Origin of the sequence: Streptoalloteichus hindustanus, assembly GCF_900129375.1 — a bacterium.
In the GTDB taxonomy this organism is placed as follows: domain Bacteria; phylum Actinomycetota; class Actinomycetes; order Mycobacteriales; family Pseudonocardiaceae; genus Streptoalloteichus; species Streptoalloteichus hindustanus.
The window spans coordinates 609274-626195 of record NZ_FQVN01000001.1 but is presented as its reverse complement, the minus strand read 5'-3'; the positions used below and the strand labels follow the sequence as shown (position 1 = coordinate 626195).

Below are 16922 nucleotides of genomic sequence, written 5' to 3'. Positions count from 1 at the left end.
GGCCCCGGTCGGGCCGGATTTCCCGGCGGTTGGTCGACCGGAGAAAGGATCACCGGGCGAGGCGGGCGCGGGGCGCGAGCGGGGCGCGCGGGACGACGACCGCCGCTGGGGCGCCGGGCAGGGCGTTCCGGCCCCGGAGACACGACTGGCCGGGCCTTTCGGCCCGGCCAGCGGTGGTCGGTGACCCGGTCGCCTCTCGGCGGCGTGGCGCGACGCGGCTCCAGCCGTACGGTATTCCGCGAAGGCTCTTCTACTGTGGGCCCGGGGGACACGGAGGCCACCGACCACGGGTACCAACGTAGCCCGCCGGCCGGGTGTTCCCCACTCCGACCCGAGCGCGGCGTGACCCGTGTCGCAGGCGTGGTCGGTGGGATCATGGGCCGGTGCGACCCGATGCCGACGTCGAGCCGGGCACGCTGCTGGTGGCCGCGCCCGGTCTGCTCGACCCGAACTTCCGCCGGACGGTGGTCTACGTCATCGACCACCGCGGTGAGGGCACGCTCGGGGTCGTGCTCAACCGCCCGAGCGAGGTCTCGGTGCACGACGTGCTGCCGATCTGGGGGCCGTTCGCCAGCCGCCCCCGGGCGGTGTTCGTGGGCGGCCCGGTGGAGCAGAAGACCGCGTTGTGCCTGGCGGCGCTGCGCACCGGCCAGGACGCGGCGGACGTGTCCGGCGTGATCGGGGTGCGCGGGCCGGTGGCGCTGGTGGACCTGGACAGCGACCCGGAGGAGCTCGCGCCGAAGGTGCGGGGGTTGCGGGTCTTCGCGGGCTACTCCGGCTGGGGCGCCGACCAGCTCGCCGACGAGATCGAGCGCGGCGACTGGATCGTGGTGCCCGCGCTGCCGGACGACGTGCTCACCCCGCCCGGCATCGACCTGTGGGGACGGGTCCTGCGTCGGCAGGGACTCCCGCTGGCGTTGTTGGCCACTCACCCGATCGACGTCACCAGGAACTGACGGGCGCGGCCGGCCCTCCCCGCTGGTGCGCCGACGCGGGCGGCGCGGGCCGACGTCGGCTACCTGGGTGTTGGTCCGGGCGGGTCAGCTACCGCAGAGGGACTGCTTGACGGTGCAGCCGCCGCAGCAACCGCCGCACCCGGCCGCCTTCGGCTGGGGCAGCGCGGCCGCGGCCCTGGTGCCCAACACGTTGCCGGCGACGGCGAGGCCGAAGGCGCCGGCCAGCCCCACCAGGCCGACCACCAGCACGCTCGCGGTGGACGGCAGGCCGAGGACGGCCAGGCCGGCCAGCCCGCCGACGCCGCCGGCCACCACGTTGGGCAGGCCGGCCACCCGGTTGGCCAGGCGGAAGGTGTCCTCGCTGCGCAGCGCCGGCTCGGTGCGGACGCCGGCGAACCGGTTGCGCGGCAGGGTGCCGCGCAGGCCCCGCGAGCCGATGAGCACGAGCCCGACGCCCAGCGCCAGGAGCACGACGCAGAACGCGATCTGCAGACCGAGCGGGGCGCCGGAGGCCTGAACTGCGAGGTTCACGTCCACGAGCGTAAGCGTGACCCGCCGGCCACCTCGCCGTCACCCCGATCGGGTGTGCTGCGCGCCATGTTGCGACGCGTCCTGTGCACCGCGCTGGCGGCCACCGCCCTGCTCACCACCGCCGGCGTGGCCTCGGCCGAGCCGGAGGCCTTCGGCCCGCCCGGCTCCCCCGCCGTGCGTCACGTGCGCTTCCTCGGCGAGAAGACGTTGCCCCACGCGATGGAGGTCGGCGGCACCACCGTCGGCGGCCTCTCCGGGCTGGACTACAACCGGTGGACCGGCGAGTGGTACCTGATCAGCGACGACCGGTCCGACCGGCAGCCGGCGCGGTTCTACACCGCGCGGATCCAGGTGGACGCCCGGGGGCTGCGGGACGTCCGGATCACGGGCACCCGCCCGCTGCGCCGCCCGGACGGCACGACCTTCCCGCCCAGGGCGGCCGACACCCCGGACCCGGAGGCGATCCGGGTCGACCCGTTCGACGGCAGCCTCTACTGGACCAGCGAGGGTGACCGGGTCGTGCCCGCCGACGGTGCGCCGACGCTGATCGACCCGTTCCTGCGGCAGGCCCGGCCGAGCGGGTCGCACGTCCGGGAGCTGCGGCTGCCGGACAACCTGCGGATGAGCGCGGGCCAGACCGGGCCGAGGCGCAACGCAGCGCTGGAGGGGCTCGCCATCAGCACGGACGGCCGCCAGCTCGTGACCGCGATGGAGGGTCCGCTGCTCCAGGACGGGCCGGAGCCCACCACGCGCGCCGGCGCCACCACCCGGCTGACCTTCGTCGACAAGTACCGGGGGCGGGCGGTGCGCCAGCTCGCCTACCCCGTCGAGCCGGTGTTCGCGGAGCCGAAGCCGGCCGGGGCGTTCAGCAACAACGGCGTCGTCGAGGTGCTCGCGGTGGACCGGCACCGCTACCTGGTGATGGAGCGGTCGTTCGTCACCGGCGTGGGCAACCGGGTGCGGGTGTACGAGGTCGACGTGCGGGGCGCGACCGACGTCCTGGGCCGGGCGTCGCTGGCCGACGGCGGGTTCCGCCCGGTCCACAAGCGCCTGGTGCTCGACCTCGCCGACCTCCCTCTGTCCACTGTGGACAACGTGGAGGGCATGGCGTGGGGGCCGACGCTGCCCACCGGGGAGCGCGTCCTGATGCTGGTCAGCGACGACAACTTCGCGGCGTCCCAGGTCAGCCAGGTGATCGCGGTCGCGGTCCGGTAGCGGCGACACCCGGGCGGGGCGGGTCGTGCGCGCGCTATCCTCGACGGCGTGAGCACGGCCCGCCTCCTTCTTACCTGGCCGCGCTGACCCGCGAGAAGGTCCGCGCGGCGACCCCTCATGCCCCTCCACGGGCTGGGGGGTTTGTTGTTGTCAGGGGGCGGGACGGAACCGGGAGGACGAGCGATGAGCACGGACGTGGCCCAGAACGGCCAGGCCCAGGAGGAGGTGCCGGCCTTCCGCTACACGGCGGAGCTGGCCGCCCGCGTCGAGCGGCGGTGGCAGGACCTCTGGGACGAGCGGGGCACCTTCCACGCCCCGAACCCGTCCGGCGAGCTCGCCGACCCGGAGCACCCGGCGGCCGGCGAGAAGCTCTTCCTGATGGACATGTTCCCGTACCCGTCGGGCGCGGGACTGCACGTCGGCCACCCCCTGGGCTACATCGGCACCGACGTGCTGGGCCGCTACAAGCGCATGACCGGCCGCAACGTGCTGCACGCGCTGGGCTTCGACGCGTTCGGCCTGCCCGCGGAGCAGTACGCGGTGCAGACCGGCACCCACCCCAGGACCACCACCGAGACCAACATGGCCCGCTACCGGGCCCAGCTCCGGCAGCTGGGCCTGGCCCACGACCCGCGCCGCACGTTCGCCACCACCGACGTCGAGTACTACCGCTGGACCCAGTGGATCTTCCTGAAGATCTACGACTCCTGGTACGACGCCGAGGCGAACCGCGCCCGGCCGATCGCCGAGCTGGTCCGCCGGTACGAGACCGGCGAGCGGCCCACCCCGGACGGCCGGCCGTGGTCGGAGCTGGCCGCCGACGAGCGGCGCCGGCTGGTCGACTCGCACCGGCTGGCCTACCTGTCCGAGGAGCCGGTGAACTGGTGCCCGGGGCTGGGCACCGTGCTGGCCAACGAGGAGGTCACCGCCGACGGCCGCAGCGAGCGCGGCAACTTCCCGGTCTTCCGCCGCAACCTGCGGCAGTGGATGATGCGGATCACCGCCTACGCCGACCGGCTGGTCGACGACCTGGACCGGATGGACTGGCCGGAACCGGTCAAGGCCATGCAGCGGAACTGGATCGGCCGCTCGTACGGCGCCCGGGTCCGCTTCCCGGTGGGCACCGCCACCGGCGGGGAGGCGGGCGTCGAGGTCTTCACGACCCGCCCGGACACCCTCTTCGGCGCCACCTACCTGGTGCTGGCGCCGGAGCACCCGCTGGTCGACCAGCTCGTGACCGCCGAGTGGCCGGCCGGCGTGGACGTGCGCTGGACCGACGGCGCCGCCACCCCGCGGGAGGCGGTCGCCGGCTACCGCCGGGCCGTGTCGACGAAGTCGGAGATGGACCGGCAGGAGAGCCGGGAGAAGACCGGTGTGTTCACCGGCGCCTACGCCACCAACCCGGCCAGCGGCGCCCGCATGCCGGTGTTCGTCGCCGACTACGTGCTGATGGGCTACGGCACCGGCGCGATCATGGCCGTGCCCGGCCACGACCAGCGCGACTGGGACTTCGCCTCCGCCTTCGGGCTGCCGGTCGTGCGCGTCGTGACCGCGCCGGAGGGCTTCGACGGCGAGGCCCACACCGGCGAGGGCCCGCTGACCAACTCCGGCTTCCTGGACGGCATGGGCGTCGAGGAGGCCAAGAAGGCGGTCACGAGCTGGCTGGAGGAGCACGGGCACGGCGAGGGCGCGGTCCAGTACAAGCTGCGGGACTGGCTGTTCTCCCGGCAGCGGTACTGGGGCGAGCCGTTCCCGGTCGTCTACGACGAGGACGGCACGCCGGTGGCGCTGCCCGAGGACCAGCTCCCGGTGGTGCTGCCCGACATCGACGACTACTCCCCGCGGACGTTCGAGCCCGAGGACGCCGACAGCGAGCCGGCGCCCCCGCTGGCCCGCGCCACCGACTGGGTGGAGGTCGAGCTCGACCTGGGCGACGGGCCCCGGCGGTACCGCAGGGAGACCAACACGATGCCCAACTGGGCCGGCTCGTGCTGGTACTACCTGCGCTACCTGGACCCGCACAACGACCAGGAGTTCTGCGCGCCGGAGCTGGAGCGGTACTGGCTGGGCAAGAAGCCCGAGCTGCACGGCCCGGACGACCCGGGCGGCGTCGACCTGTACGTCGGCGGTGTGGAGCACGCCGTGCTGCACCTGCTCTACGCCCGGTTCTGGCACAAGGTGCTGTACGACCTGGGCCACGTCAGCTCCGAGGAGCCGTTCCGCCGGCTGGTCAACCAGGGGTACGTCCAGGCGTACGCCTACACCGATGCGCGGGGCGCGTACGTCCCCGCGGAGGAGGTGGAGGAGCGCGACGGGCGGTTCTTCTGGCAGGGCCAGGAGGTCGACCGCGAGTACGGCAAGATGGGCAAGAGCCTGAAGAACGTCGTCACCCCGGACGAGATGTGCGCTCGCTACGGGGCCGACACGTTCCGGCTCTACGAGATGTCCATGGGGCCGCTGGAGGCGTCGCGGCCGTGGTCCACCCGGGACGTGGTGGGCCCGCACCGCTTCCTGCAGCGGCTGTGGCGCAACCTGGTCGACGAGCGGACCGGCGAGCTGCGGGTCACCGACGAGCAGCCCGACGACGAGGCGCTGCGGGTGCTGCACAAGGCCATCGCCGGGGTCCGCGAGGACTACGACAACCTGCGCTACAACACCGCGGCCGCGAAGCTCATCGAGCTGAACAACCACGTCACCAAGACGTACAGCTCGCGGGAGGGCACGCCGCGCGCGCTGGCCGAGCCGCTGGTGCTCATGCTGGCGCCGCTGTGCCCGCACGTGGCCGAGGAGCTGTGGGAGCGGCTGGGGCACGCCGAGTCGCTGACCCACGGGCCGTTCCCGGAGGCCGACGAGCGGTACCTGGTGGAGGACACGGTCGAGTACCCGATCCAGGTCAACGGCAAGGTGCGCTCGCGGGTGGCGGTGCCGGCGGCGGCGACCCAGGACGAGGTCCGGGCGGCGGCCCTGGCCGACGAGAAGATCGTCGCGTTGCTGGAGGGCAGGGAGCCGCGCAAGGTGATCGTGGTGCCCGGTCGCCTGGTCAACGTCGTGGCCTGAGCCGGGACGAGCAGAGGCGGGGCCGGCGCTGTTCGAGCGCCGACCCCGCCTTTTCGCGCATGGTCTCCGCCCGCCGGGAGGTGGCAGGACCGCGCCCTGACCAGCGCCCGAGCGACCGGTGGGGGTGGGGCGTCAGCCGTCGTTCGCGGCTGGGTTCGGGAAGCCCGACTCGACGGCGAGCTCGGTGAGCATGCGCTCGAAGAGGGGCTCGGCGTCGCGCAGCGGGAACGGGAAGCGGTCGAAGACCTCCAGCGCGATGTGTCCGTAGAGCCGCACCCACCACTTGAGGATGAAGTACACGCCGTCGAGCTGGAGCAGCTCGGCCGGCACGGTGACGCCGACCTCGGCCAGTGACTCCAGCAGCCGCTGCCGGTAGGTGACCAGGTCGTCGTGCAGCTCGGCCGGCACGTCCTCGGAGGTCGGGACGAACGCCTCCGGCGCGACCAGCACGTGCCCGATCACGTGGATGAACACGCTGCCGAACCGGTCCTGGGCCGGGCGCCGACCCCGTTCCGCTCGGCCCGGTTCGGCTCGGCCCGGTTCGGTTCGGCCCGGTTCGGTTCGGCCCAGCCCCACCGACTCCTCCTCGGGCGAGGCGAAGACCAGCTCGAACTCCTGGGGGTGCGCCAGCGCCCAGCGGCGGAAGGCCCGGCAGACCGCGAAGACCCGGCCCAGCGGGTCGTCGCTGGGCACGTCGCGGATCGCGGGCGTCAGCTCCGCGTCGAGGTCGGCGCAGATGTCCTCGCACACCGCGCGCAGCAGCGCCTCGCGGGAGTCGTAGTAGCGGTACAGGGCGGGCGCGGTGATCCCGAGCTCCCGGGCGATGGCACGCAGGGTGACGGAGTCACGTCCCTGTCCCACGAGCAGGGCACGGGCGGTCGCCCGGATGTCCCGCTCCGTGTCGGCGCGCAGTCGCTCCCGGCGTGTGGCCTCGGTCATACCTCACCCCTTGGGGTTGTGAACATCGTTCACCCTTTCTAGATTCGGGTCGGGGTGAACGGTGTTCACACAGTTGACAGCGTTTACTGATCTTCACCCAACGTAACCCGGGTCCGTCCCACCCGACCAGCGACCAGGAGGACCAACGTGTTCGCGAAGTGGGGCTCGATTGTCCACCGAAGACGGTGGCCGGTGCTCGTGGTCGTCGTCGTGCTCGCGGCGCTCGGCGGCCTGTGGGGGTTCGGCGTCTTCGGCCGGCTGAGCCAGGGCGGCTACGACGACCCGGGCAGCGAGGCCGCGCGGGCCGCCAACGCCGTCGCCGAGCAGCTCGGCCGGCAGAGCGGCGACGTGGTGGTGGTCTACACGCCGCAGGCCGGCGGGATCGACGACCCGGCCGTCGCCGACCGGATCCGCGCCTCGCTCGACGCCCTGCCCAAGGACGTCGTCCACAAGGTCGTGTCCTACTGGAACACCGGCGCGCCCACCCTGGCCGACGCCGAGCACCGCAGGGGCCTCGCGGTCATCACGCTCGCCGCCGGTGACGACTCCGCCCGGCAGCGCGACTACAAGAAGATCGCGGACAGGCTGTCGGTCGACGGGGTGACCACCCAGGTCGGTGGCGTCGCGCCCATGGCCGCGGCGGTCAACAGCCGGTCCGAGTCCGACCTGACCCGGGCCGAGGTGATCTCGCTCCCGGTCACCCTGCTGCTGCTCGTGGTCATCTTCGGCGGCCTGGTGGCCGCGTCGCTGCCGGTGGTGGTCGGCGGCCTGGCGATCCTCGGCTCGCTCGGCGTGCTCCGGGCGCTCACCTCGTTCGTCGACGTCAACTCGTTCGCGGTCAACGTCGCGACCCTGCTGGGCCTCGGCCTGGCCATCGACTACGGCCTGTTCACCGTCGGCCGGTTCCGCGAGGAGCTGGCGGCGGGGCGGAGCACGGCGGAGGCGGTCCGCAGGACCGTGGGCACCTCCGGCCGCACGGTCGCCTTCTCGGCCACCCTGCTGGTCGTCGCCCTGGCCGGCCTCCTGCTCTTCCCGCAGGCCTTCCTGCGCTCAGTCGCCTACGGCGGCATGGCGGCGGTCGCGATCGCCGCCCTGGTGTCGCTCACCCTCCTGCCCGCCGTGCTCGCCCTGCTGGGGCCGAAGGTGGATGCCGTCGGCCTGCCGTGGCGGCGCCGGCGGCCGCCGGCGACCGACGCCGGGGAGGGCCGGGGCTGGGCCCGCCTGGCCAGGGGCGTGATGCGCCGACCGGTGCTGGTGGCCCTGCCGATCGTGGCCGTGCTGGTGTTCCTCGGCGCGCCGTTCCTGTCGGTGAAGTTCGGCGAGGTCACCGAGAAGGTGCTGCCGTCCCACGACCCGGTGCGGCAGGCGGTCGAGGTCGTGAACCGCGACTTCCCTGGCGCCGGCAACGACGGCGCCCAGATCGTGCTGCGCGGCCGGAACGGCGCGGCTCCGGACCAGGCGACCGTGCAGCGGTTCGTCGCGGAGGTGGAGCGCGTCCCCGGCGTGACCGGGGTGCGGCCGACCGGCGCCGGCGGCGACGTCGTGGTGCTCACCGCGAGCCTGCCCGGCGACCCGCTCGGCGACCAGGCCAAGGACGCCCTGCGGGCGGTCCGCGACCTGTCGGAGCCGCCGGACACCCAGGTCCTGGTGGGCGGGCTCACCGCGCGGGTCAGCGACAGCCTGGACGCGATCGCCGACCGGCTGCCGCTGATGGCGGGGCTGCTGGTCGTGGCCACCCTGGTGCTGATGTTCCTCGCGTTCGGCTCGGTGCTGCTGCCGATCAAGGCCGTGGTGATGAGCGCGCTCAGCCTGTCGGCCACGTTCGGTGTGCTGGTCTGGGTCTTCCAGGACGGGCACGGGGCGTCGCTGCTCGGGGTCACCCCGGGGCCGCTGGAGGCGGGGATCGTCGTGCTGATGGCCGCCGTGGTGTTCGGCCTGTCCACGGACTACGAGACCTTCCTGCTGTCCAGGATGGTCGAGGCGCGCGGTCAGGGCGCGACCACCGAGGAGGCGATCAGCACCGGGCTGGCCCGCACCGGCCGGATGATCAGCGCGGCGGCGTTGCTGCTCATCATCGTCACCGGGGCGTTCGCCTTCTCCGAGGTCGCGATGATGCGGTTCGTCGGGGTCGGCATGATCCTGGCGCTCGCGCTGGACGCCACGGTGGTACGGATGCTGCTGGTGCCGGCGGTGATCAAGCTGCTCGGCAGGGCCACCTGGTGGGCGCCCGGGCCGTTGCGCCGGTTGCAGCAGCGGGTCGGCGTGCACGAGGGCGACGACCTGCCCGACGAGAAGCCGGCGCGGGAACCCCAGCCGGTGCGGTGACCGGCGGAACGGGGGCTCGTGCCGTGCGCACGGGCCCCCGTCCCGTTCCGCCCAACCAGCGCGGTCCGGCCGGCGCCCCAGCCGGCGGCCCGGCTCGCACTCGAACTCGTCAGCCCGCTGGCTCGCCCGGACGCAGTCGGACAGCTCCGGGGACGGGCCACCCTGGGCCGGCCCGCATCCGCTCCCCCTGTTCCGCCCCCAGCGCTCAGACCGCCTGCGCGGTCACCTGGTCAACGCCGTGGAACACCCGGACCAACTCGGCCCAGCAGCGGGCCAGGGCCAGCGCCGCCGGATTTTCTCCAGCGGGATCCCCATGACCCGCAGGGCTCGTACCCGGTAGAGGCGCCGCACTTCCGCGGAGGTGTAACGGCGGTGTGTTTCGACTAGGCCCGTTCACTCGGCTTCACCAAGCTGGAAGCCGATCTCGTCGGCGTGGTGCGGCGCCCCGACCTCGTCCCGGTCGCCCTGGGCAGCTCTCAGGCACTCCACCGGCGCTCGTTCCCGCTCGTGGGGCGACGTCAGGACCTCACGTCGCGCGAGGGTCAACCTCGGGGGTGACCAACCCGATCAGGCGATGTTCGGCCGCAGGGTTTCGTCGATGCCCGCCCTGGGTCGGCCGTGTGGGCTCGCGGGGCCGCGTGCACCGCTTGGTGGGTTTGGTGCCAGCCGGATCGCCGACGGTGCCGCGTGCCCTGTCAGCGGCCGAAGGGCCGGGGAGGTGCTTCCTTCGTCTCTTCCGGCGTGCGGGGTGGGGCCGGGTTCCGCTCCGATCGCCTGACGCGGGGAGTAACTCAGGTCACACAGTCGTAGGATCGTGGGGAGCGGGCCGCGGGGAGGTATGGTCTAGACCATGTCAGGCACGCGTCTGAGCGGTGTCGGAGTCAGCCCGGGGCGGGCGTCGGGCCCGGTGGTCCGGGTCGCCGAGCCGCTTCCAGAGCCGCCGGCCACCCCGGCCCCCGCCGACCAGGCCGCCGAGGCCGCCCGGATCCGCCCCGCCGCCGAGCTCGTCGCCGAGCGGCTCCGCGAACGCGCGGCCGCCGCCGACGGCGAGGCCAGGGCCGTGCTGGAGACCACCGCCGCCATGGCCGCCGACCCGGCGCTGATCGCCCAGTCCGAGCAGCTGGTCGCCGCCCGCGCGCTGCCCGCGGCGCGCGCCGTGCACGAGGCCGCCGCCGGGTTCGCCACGGCGTTGGAGGCCGCCGGTGGCTACCTCGCCGAGCGCGTGCGCGACGTGCACGACGTCCGGGACCGGCTGGTGGCCGAGCTGCTCGGCCTGACCCCGCCCGGCGTGCCCGAGCTGACCGGCCCGAGCGTGCTGGTGGCCCGCGACCTGGCCCCCGCCGACACCGCCGGCCTGGACCCGGCCAAGGTCCTCGCGCTGGTCACCGAGGAGGGCGGGCCGACCAGCCACACCGCCATCCTCGCCAGGGCGCTGGGCATCCCCGCCGTCGTGGCCTGCCGCGGCCTGCTCGCCCTCGACGCCGTCGACGGCCTGGTCGTCGACGGGGAGGCCGGGACCGTGGAGGTCGTTGCCGGGCCGGTGGCGGTGCTCGCCGCGACCGCCGGGGACGAGCCCACGTGGTCCGGCGAGGGCCGGACCTCCGACGGCCGCCGGGTGAAGCTGCTGGCCAACGTGGGGTCGGCCGAGGACGCCGCGGCGGGCGCCGCCGCCGGCGCCGAGGGCGTCGGCCTGTTCCGCACCGAGTTCTGCTACCTGTCCGCCACCGCCGAGCCCTCGGTCGCGGCGCAGCGCGTCGCCTACGCCGAGGTGCTGGCCCCGTTCGCCGGCCGACCGGTCGTGGTGCGCACCCTGGACGCCGGCGCCGACAAGCCGCTGGCGTTCCTGAACACCGAGGTCGAGCCGAACCCCGCGCTGGGCGTGCGCGGCCTGCGGCTGTCCCGCGCCGCCGTCGGCGTGCTGGACCGCCAGCTGGAGGCCGTCGCGGCGGCGGCCGAGGACTCCGGCGCGGACGTCTCGGTGATGGCGCCGATGGTGTCCACCGCCGAGGAGGCCGCCTGGTTCGCCGACCGCGCCCGCGCGGCCGGCGTGGCCAGGGTCGGCGTGATGATCGAGGTGCCGGCCGCGGCGCTGAGCGCCCGCGAGGTGCTGGCCGCGGTCGACTTCGTCAGCCTGGGCACCAACGACCTCGCACAGTACGTGTTCGCGGCCGACCGCCAGGTGGGCGGGGTGGCCGAGCTCAACGACCCGTGGCAGCCGGCGTTGTTGCGGCTGGTCGCGCTGGTCGGCGCGGCGGCGACCGAGCTGGGCCGGCCGATGGGCGTCTGCGGCGAGGCCGCGGCCGACCCGGCGTTGGCCTGCGTGCTCGTCGGTTTGGGCGCGACCAGCCTGTCGATGAACGCCGCCGCCCTGCCCAGGGTGGGCGCCCGGCTCGCGGCGACCAGCCTCGACCAGTGCCAGGACGCCGCCAGGGCCGCCACGGCCGCCGGAGACCGGGGCACGGCCCGCACCGCCGTCCGGGCCGTGCTCGGCTGAGACCGGGGGGACACCCCCGGTCCCGGCCGGCGGAACCGACGCCGACGACCCGGCGTCACCAGGTTCTCCGTCGATCCCACACACACTCGACGGAAACCCGAAGGCCGCCTCCCCGCCGACCTGGCGGAGAGGCGGCCTTCCCCGTTCGCCGGCCCGAGTTCGCCGGGCCGGGCCGGCGGCCGGTCGCGGTCGCGCCCGGCCTCAGCCGGGCGACCAGACGACCTTCCAGGGGTGCTGGATCGTCACCGGGCCGAGGCGCAGCAGCGTGCGGGGCCGGGTGACGACCACCGAGCCGGCCCGGACGTGGCCGCGCAGGACGAAGTGGGGCGTGCCCGTCGGCTGCCCCGACCCGCCCGCGTCCTTCACGCTGCCCGCCACGACCGACAGCTCGGTGGCGTCCACCGTCGCGCCCGGCGGCAGGACCAGGGTCGCCGACGCGGCGACGTAGCTCAGCTCGACGGTCACCACCGGGTGCGGGATGACGGCCGAGGTGAAGTCCAGCGTGCTGGACCCCATCCGGCCGTGCAGCACCAGCCGGCGGGGCACCACCCAGGCCCCGGTGCGGGTGAGGGCGCTCGCGGTGTGCGTCAGCTCCAGCGTCTCCCTGGCGTCGAGCTCGCGGTTGACCAGGCCGGGCAGGTCGACCAGCAGCGCGTTCAGCTCGCCGCGGGTGCGCGCGGCCACGGCCAGGTCGGTGCGGCGGGTGAACTCGGTGAGGTCCAGCAGGCCGCGGCCGGTCGCCCGCTGGAGCAGGTCGACGACGTGTGCCCGTTCCGCGTCGCTGACCCGCAGGTCGCGGGGCGGAACCGGTGCCGGCGTGGTCATCACACTTCCTCCGGGTCGGTGTCCAGGCCGTGCTCGATCGCGTAGCGGGCGAGCTCGACCCGGTTGTGCAGCTGGAGCTTGCGCAGCGTGGACTGCACGTGGTTCTCCACGGTGCGGTGCGAGATCACCAGGCGGGTCGCGATCTGCCGCGCGGTCAGCCCCTTGGCGACCAGGCGGAGCACCTCGGTCTCCCGCTCGGTGAGCTGGGGCGCCGGCTCCACGGAGTCCGGCGCCGCCGCCATCCTCCGGTACTCGCCGAGAACCAGCCCGGCCAGCCCCGCGGTGAACACCGCGTCCCCGGCTGCCGTCCGCTGCACGGCGTCGACCAGCTCCGCCACCGACGCCGACTTCACCAGGTAGCCCGACGCGCCGGCCTTGACGGCCTCCAGCACGTCGCTGTGCTCGCCGCTGGCCGACAGCACGAGCACCCTGGTGGCCGGCAGCTCGGTGGTGATCCACCGGGTCGCGTCCACGCCGGAGGACCCGTTGAGGTTCAGGTCCATCAACACCACGTCCGGCCGGACGGCGCGCGCGATGCGTTGCGCCGACTCGCTGTCCCCCGCCGTGGCCAGCACCCGGAACCCGCGTTCGGTGAGGTCCCGCGCCACCCCGTCCCGCCACATCGGGTGGTCGTCGACCACCATCACGGACACGTGCTCGTTCGTCATCGCCCGACCCCCTTGCGCCGGGTCCGTCTTCGCGGCACCCGAACCTCCCATTCGGTCCCCTCACCCGGAGCGGTGTGCAGCGACAGGCTTCCGCCGAGTTCCTCGACCCGGCCGCGGATGGAGTGGGCCACCCCCATTCGGCCCTCGTTCTCCGCCGCGGCGAGCCGTCCGTCCGGAATCCCCGGTCCGTCGTCCCGCACGCTGAGCACCACCTCGTCCCCGAGATCTTCCAACAGCACCCACGCGCCGGCCTCGGGTCCGGCGTGCTTGTCCACGTTGGACAGCGCCTCCCTGGCGACGGAGGACAGCTCGGCCGCGGTCGTGGCCGGCAGCATCACCTGCGTCGCCGGGACCGAGACCTGGAACCTGGGCGTGGTCAGCAGTTGCAGCTCCGGCCGCAGGTCCACCTCTCCGTCCACTGTGGACTCCTGGGGTGCGGCGGCGACCAGCGAGCGCAGCGCGATCTCCTGCTCGCCGGCCATCCGCGCCAGCTCGGCGGCCTCGCCGCCCAGCTCCGCCCCGCGCCGGCGCACCCTGGCCAGCACCTGGAGCACGCTGTCGTGCACCGCGCGGGCCAACCGCTCGCGCTCCTTGGTCGCCGCCTCCGCCCGCAACGCCCGTTCCAGCTGCGCGCCGGAGTGGCGGGCGGTGGTGGAGGCCAGGCCCACGACGAACCCGATGCCGACCAGCAGCACCGCGTCCCTGGCCATGTCGGTGTTGAAGTAGCCGCGCGCCCAGATGCTGCACACCGTCACCACGGCGCCGGTGGCCGCCCCCGCGCCGCGTCCCCAGTGGACGGCCGCGAACACCACGCAGCCGGACGCCCAGATCGTCGGCACCAGGGGCACCGGCCTGGTCAGCTGCTCCGCGCTGAGGACGAAGTGGGACGCGACCACCAGTGCTGTGGTGAGCATCACATCGATCCCGACGAGGAGCCGGCGCCGGCCCCGGTCCCGGCTGAACCAGTAGACGGTCAGCGCGGTCCACACCGCGACGGCCGCGATGACGGCCCAGCCCAGCCACGGTCGCTCGTACCCGTCCCTGTGCACGGAGAACACGCCCACCGCGAACAGGAACGTGACGATCCGCAGCGTCACCGCGCCGCGCCAGAGCGGGGCGGTGTTGTCCTTGATGATGCGGCTGCCCGCACCGGATGAGCCTGCCTGCACGGTTCGCTCCTCCCCGGTCGTCCATCCTGCCCGGCTCCGCACCGCCGGCTAACCCCCGGTCGCCGGCTTCTTCTGCCCGCCGTCGGTGTGCCACCCTGGCCGGGTTCGAGGACGCCGCCGACCGGCACCGGCGTGGGGCGGCGCCGAGCGGGCGAGGTGGACACCCCGGGCCGCGGCCTCGACGTGTCACTCCCGGTCGGGGGGAGGGCTGCCTTGCGGCACTGGCCACTGTGGACGCTGAGTCGACCGGCGCTGGGCTACTGGCTGACCGTCGACGTCGGCGCGCTCGCCGCCGTGACCGCGGTCGCCCTCTCCGGCGCGCAGCCGACTCCCGAGGAGCTCACCCGGTTCGCCGCCATCGCCGTCTCCTCCGGGCTGGTGATCGTCGGCACCGCGGTGACCAGCCAGGTGCGCAGGGAGATCACCCGCAACCCGTGGGCGATCCACGTCTGCTACCTGGTCGCCGGGGTGTTCGCGCTGCCGGCGAACCTCCTGGTGCTGCTGTTGTTGGGGCCGGCCCTGCACGGCGTCCTCGGACCGCGGCCGGAGCCGCACCGGTGGCTGTTCACCACGGCGGCGACCGTGCTCGCCACGTTCGCCGCGCGGGCCACGGCCGGGTGGAGCGACCCGCGGTGGGACGTGGCCACCCTGATCCTGTCCGGGGCCACCATGCTCCTGGTCCGCGCCGTGGTGGTCGCGGTCGGCCTGCGCCTGCGGTCGCCGGGCGCCAGCGGCGCGGACGTCCTCGGCGACCCGATCGACGTGGCCGTCGGCGTCGTGGCGGTGTGCATCGGCGGGATGACCGCGATGGTCACGGCGGACGACCCGGTCCGCGCCGTGATGGCCGCTGCGCCGATGGCCTTGTTGGAGCGCGCCGCGCAGTTGCCGCAGTGGCGCCGGTCGGCCCAGCGGGACGCCAAGACCGGGCTGGCCAACGCCGCCCACTGGGACCGGTTGGCCAGGGACGAGCTGACCCGCGCCCGGGGGCGCGGGTTCTGCGCGGCCGTCCTGCTCGCCGACCTGGACCACTTCAAACGGGTCAACGACCGCTACGGCCACCTGGCGGGGGACGCGGCGCTGTCCGCGATCGGCGTGCTGCTGCGCAGCAGCGTGCGCCGGGGGGACCTGGTCGGCCGGTTCGGCGGGGAGGAGTTCGTCCTGATGCTGCCGGACACCGCCCCGGCCGAGGCGGAGGCGGTGGCCCAGCGCGTGCGCCTGTCCGTGGCCGCGCTGCGGGTGCCGACGACCGCCGCCGACGGCCGGCCGCACGAGCTGAGCGGCCTGACCGTGAGCATCGGCGTGGCGACCACCGAGCGGTTCGGCTACGAGCTGTCCGACCTGCTCGTCGCGGCCGACTCCGCGTTGCTCGCGGCGAAGGGCTCCGGCCGCAACCTGGTCACCTTCGCCTGACCGCGCTCACGCGGGGGTCACGGGGCGTTCCGGGGCGGGGCCACCCCGTCGCGCGCCTCCTTCGGCTCGTCGGGTTCGGCCTCCTCGGGCTCCAGCGCGTCCACCTCGGACGGCCGGGTCCCCTCGCCGGAGGCCAGCGAGCGCACCACCGCGTTCGACACCGCGATCAGCGGGACCGACAGCAACGCGCCCGCGATCCCGGCCAACGACGCGCCCACGGTGATGCCGAGCACCACCGACAGGGGGTGGAGCTGGACCGCGCGGCCCAGCAGCAGCGGCTGGAGCACGTGCCCCTCCAGCTGCTGCACCGCGAGGACGACGGCCAGGACGAGCAGCGCCGGCACGACGCCCGAGGTGACCAGCGCGACCAGCACCGCGACCGAGCCGGAGATCAGGGCGCCGACGATCGGCACGAACCCGCCGAGGAACACCAGCGCGGCCAGCGGCACCGCCAGCGGCACGCCGATCGCCCACAACCCGATGCCGATGCCCACCGCGTCCACCACCGCGACCATCGCGGTGGCCCGCACGTACCCGACCAGCGAGGCGAAGCCCCGGCTGCCGGCCACCGCGGTGCGGGCCCGGACGTGCCCTGGCAGCAACCGGACCAGGAACGACCAGATGCCCCGGCCGTCGTAGAGGAAGAAGATCAGCGTGAACAGCGCCAGCAACATGCCGGTCAGCAGCTCGCCGACGGTGCCGGCGGTGGTCAGCGCCCCGGAGGTGATCGCCTCCTGGTTCGACTTCAGCGACTCCAGGAACTTCTCCACGTAGCCGCTGAGCTGGTCCTGCGTGAGGTGCGGCGGCCCGTTCTTCAGCCAGTCCTGGATGGCGTTGATGCTCTCCGCGACCCGCTCGCGCATGTCGGGGAGGCCGCGGATGAACGCGTTGATGACGAAGGTGAGCACGCCGCCCACCACGGCCAGCCCGCCGACCAGCACCAGCACGGTCGCCAGCCCGCGCGGCACCCGCCAGGTGACCAGCTTGTCCACCGCGGGCGCGAGCAGCGCGGACAGCAACAGCGCCACGCCGACCGGGACGACCACGACGCGCAGTTCGTTGAAGACCTTGCCCAGCACCCAGAGCACGCCCGCGAGGACCAGGAACCGCCAGCCGATCGCCGCCGCCACCCGGAGGGAGAACGGGATCGCCTGTTGGGCGTCGACCGCCTTGTCAGCCGCGTTCCGCACGGTCGCCACGTTAGCCGCTGGAACGGGCCCGTGGGTCGGTTCCGCACGGCATGATCGCAGTCATCCGTCAGGGGGACCGGCGGTGGGCGGGCGGTGACCGGCGGAGCCCGGGGCGCCCGAGGGGGAGCGACCGGGGGAGGCGT

General features: G+C 74.3%; 12 protein-coding genes and 1 pseudogene. 6 read left to right on the top strand and 7 right to left on the bottom strand.

Annotated features, from left to right (window positions below; genetic code table 11):
- The first annotated feature begins 383 nt into the window (after positions 1–383).
- Positions 384–956, top strand: a complete 573-nt coding sequence (locus BUE43_RS03010) for a YqgE/AlgH family protein (RefSeq protein ID WP_073479741.1) — start codon at positions 384–386, stop codon at positions 954–956.
- An 84-nt stretch (positions 957–1040) separates the two neighbouring features.
- On the opposite strand, the gene BUE43_RS03005 is transcribed toward BUE43_RS03010, so the two are convergent.
- Positions 1041–1487 (bottom strand): SdpI family protein, encoded by a 447-nt coding sequence (locus BUE43_RS03005; protein ID WP_083959350.1) that lies wholly within the window; start codon positions 1485–1487, stop codon positions 1041–1043.
- 66 nt (positions 1488–1553) lie between these two features.
- Here BUE43_RS03005 and BUE43_RS03000 point away from each other — a divergent pair, with 66 nt between their 5' ends.
- Positions 1554–2702 (top strand): esterase-like activity of phytase family protein, encoded by a 1149-nt coding sequence (locus BUE43_RS03000; protein WP_073480228.1) that lies wholly within the window; start codon positions 1554–1556, stop codon positions 2700–2702.
- 183 nt (positions 2703–2885) lie between these two features.
- Positions 2886–5759: a leucine--tRNA ligase gene (leuS, locus tag BUE43_RS02995; protein ID WP_073479740.1), complete on the top strand. Its 2874-nt coding sequence runs from the start codon at positions 2886–2888 to the stop codon at positions 5757–5759.
- A 132-nt stretch (positions 5760–5891) separates the two neighbouring features.
- On the opposite strand, the gene BUE43_RS02990 is transcribed toward leuS, so the two are convergent.
- Positions 5892–6698 carry a TetR/AcrR family transcriptional regulator gene (locus BUE43_RS02990; protein WP_073479739.1) on the bottom strand — a complete coding sequence of 269 codons (807 nt, stop codon included), beginning with the start codon at positions 6696–6698 and terminating at the stop codon, positions 5892–5894.
- 147 nt (positions 6699–6845) lie between these two features.
- Here BUE43_RS02990 and BUE43_RS02985 point away from each other — a divergent pair, with 147 nt between their 5' ends.
- Positions 6846–9023: an MMPL family transporter gene (locus tag BUE43_RS02985; RefSeq protein WP_073479738.1), complete on the top strand. Its 2178-nt coding sequence runs from the start codon at positions 6846–6848 to the stop codon at positions 9021–9023.
- Between the two features lie 222 nt (positions 9024–9245).
- Here the strand turns inward: BUE43_RS02985 and BUE43_RS35885 are convergent.
- Positions 9246–9389 (bottom strand): annotated as a pseudogene (locus BUE43_RS35885) (hypothetical protein); the annotation flags it as partial.
- Positions 9390–9873: 484 nt separating this feature from the next.
- On the opposite strand from BUE43_RS35885, the gene BUE43_RS02980 reads away from it, so the two are divergent.
- Complete coding sequence (locus BUE43_RS02980) at positions 9874–11517, top strand: putative PEP-binding protein (protein WP_073479737.1); 1644 nt, start codon at positions 9874–9876, stop codon at positions 11515–11517.
- A 201-nt stretch (positions 11518–11718) separates the two neighbouring features.
- Here the strand turns inward: BUE43_RS02980 and BUE43_RS02975 are convergent, their stop codons facing one another.
- Genes BUE43_RS02975 through macS form a run of 3 tightly spaced genes read right to left on the bottom strand, consistent with a single transcriptional unit; the run spans position 11719 to position 14179 of the window.
- Positions 11719–12342: a DUF1707 SHOCT-like domain-containing protein gene (locus BUE43_RS02975; RefSeq protein ID WP_073479736.1), complete on the bottom strand. Its 624-nt coding sequence runs from the start codon at positions 12340–12342 to the stop codon at positions 11719–11721.
- Positions 12342–13010 carry a response regulator gene (locus BUE43_RS02970; RefSeq protein WP_073479735.1) on the bottom strand — a complete coding sequence of 223 codons (669 nt, stop codon included), beginning with the start codon at positions 13008–13010 and terminating at the stop codon, positions 12342–12344. Before BUE43_RS02970 ends, BUE43_RS02975 begins: the two co-directional genes overlap by 1 nt.
- Entirely contained in the window at positions 13007–14179 is a 1173-nt protein-coding gene (macS, locus tag BUE43_RS02965) for a MacS family sensor histidine kinase (protein ID WP_143173913.1), read from the bottom strand. The genes BUE43_RS02970 and macS overlap by 4 nt, the downstream gene beginning before the upstream one ends.
- A gap of 213 nt (positions 14180–14392) precedes the next feature.
- On the opposite strand from macS, the gene BUE43_RS02960 reads away from it, so the two are divergent.
- Positions 14393–15589, top strand: coding sequence for a GGDEF domain-containing protein (locus tag BUE43_RS02960; protein WP_073480226.1), 1197 nt, complete (start codon positions 14393–14395; stop codon positions 15587–15589).
- A 17-nt stretch (positions 15590–15606) separates the two neighbouring features.
- Here BUE43_RS02960 and BUE43_RS02955 read toward each other — a convergent pair whose 3' ends face one another.
- On the bottom strand, positions 15607–16779 hold the full coding sequence (locus BUE43_RS02955) for an AI-2E family transporter (RefSeq protein WP_083959348.1): 1173 nt from the start codon (positions 16777–16779) through the stop codon (positions 15607–15609).
- Between the last annotated feature and the right edge of the window lie 143 nt (positions 16780–16922).